Source organism: Salinicola socius, assembly GCF_001937195.1.
In the GTDB taxonomy this organism is placed as follows: domain Bacteria; phylum Pseudomonadota; class Gammaproteobacteria; order Pseudomonadales; family Halomonadaceae; genus Salinicola; species Salinicola socius.
This window is the reverse complement of the sequence record NZ_MSDO01000070.1, coordinates 1-1,111: the sequence shown is the minus strand read 5'-3', so window position 1 is coordinate 1,111 and position 1,111 is coordinate 1. Positions and strand designations below refer to the sequence as shown.

The window sequence follows — 1,111 nt, the reverse complement described above, 5'->3', positions numbered from 1 at the left end:
GCTGGAACGCGAGCCCCGCTGTGTTGGCGAAAGGTGAGGATAGGTCACGACCGCCCGCTGTCAATCAGTGCTGAAGGGGAAGCGCCGGACCCGAGATTCCCGTGGTTGCCGACAAGGGACCAAGAAAAAGCCCAGACGATTGTCTGGGCTTTTCGCTTTCTAGCGCAACGGCTCTAGGCTATCAGCTATCGCCTTGGCCGGACTCGAGCCGACGCTTTTCACGCGGGTCGTTGTGGGCCCTGCGGCGACGCGATCGACGTAGCTCGCCGTCACTCTCTGCCACGGAAACGCTGGCGTCGGGCGCTTTGGGTTCCGGTGCAGTGTCGCTGGATTCAGCGCTGGTGGGAGTCGCATCCGCCGCCTGCTCACCGCGGGTCTCTGCCTGTTCGGGAAGAGGCGTGGTGGGCATCTGCTGCGCCGATTTCGCATCCGCCGCCTGCTCACCGCGGGTCTCTGCCTGTTCGGGAAGAGGCGTGGTGGGCATCTGCTGCGCCGATTCCGTATCCGCCGTCTGCTCACCACGGGTCTCTGCCTGTTCGGGAAGAGGCGTGGTGGGCATCTGCTGCGCCGATTCCGCATCCGTTGTCGGCTCTACCTGGGGCTGTGCAGGCTCGGTGGACATCGGTTCCGCCTTCTCATGCGGTGCCACGGTATCTTTCTCGGCGCTGCCCTCGACAACTTCCTCGGCGCTGGTGGCGTCCTTTTGCTGGGTAGCGGAGGACTCGGAAGCGACGGGCTTGGCCGCTGGAGCCACCGCTGGCTCATCAGGAATGGCACCTTCGGTGGACGCTGCCGGAACTTCCGTGGGCGGAGTGCTTTCCGCGGGCGCTGAAGCATGCGCTTCCCGCTGCGCCGGCCGATCGTTCGTCTGATCGGAACGAGCGACACTCGTTGCCTGAACGGGATTGGAGTGAGTCGAACCAGACTCGAGGGACGTCTCGGACGTCTCGGACGTCTTGCCCTCGGCATGCGGCTCGCCGTGGATCTGCGAACCCTCAGACGTCTCGGCCGGGCGCTCGACGGAGGCCGCTGTCGTCTCGGCCACATCGGCGGCGACCCTCGGATCGTCGCTGACCGCCTTGGAGGCTTCGGCGTCCGGCGCGCCGGTTTC

Annotated in this window: 1 protein-coding gene; it reads right to left on the bottom strand. The window is 65.8% G+C overall.

Features of this window, described 5'->3' with window-relative positions; all coding sequences use genetic code 11:
* Window positions 1–181: 181 nt before the first annotated feature.
* A partial coding sequence (locus BTW07_RS19910) for a hypothetical protein (RefSeq protein WP_158025901.1) occupies window positions 182–1,111 on the bottom strand: 930 nt, incomplete at its 5' end.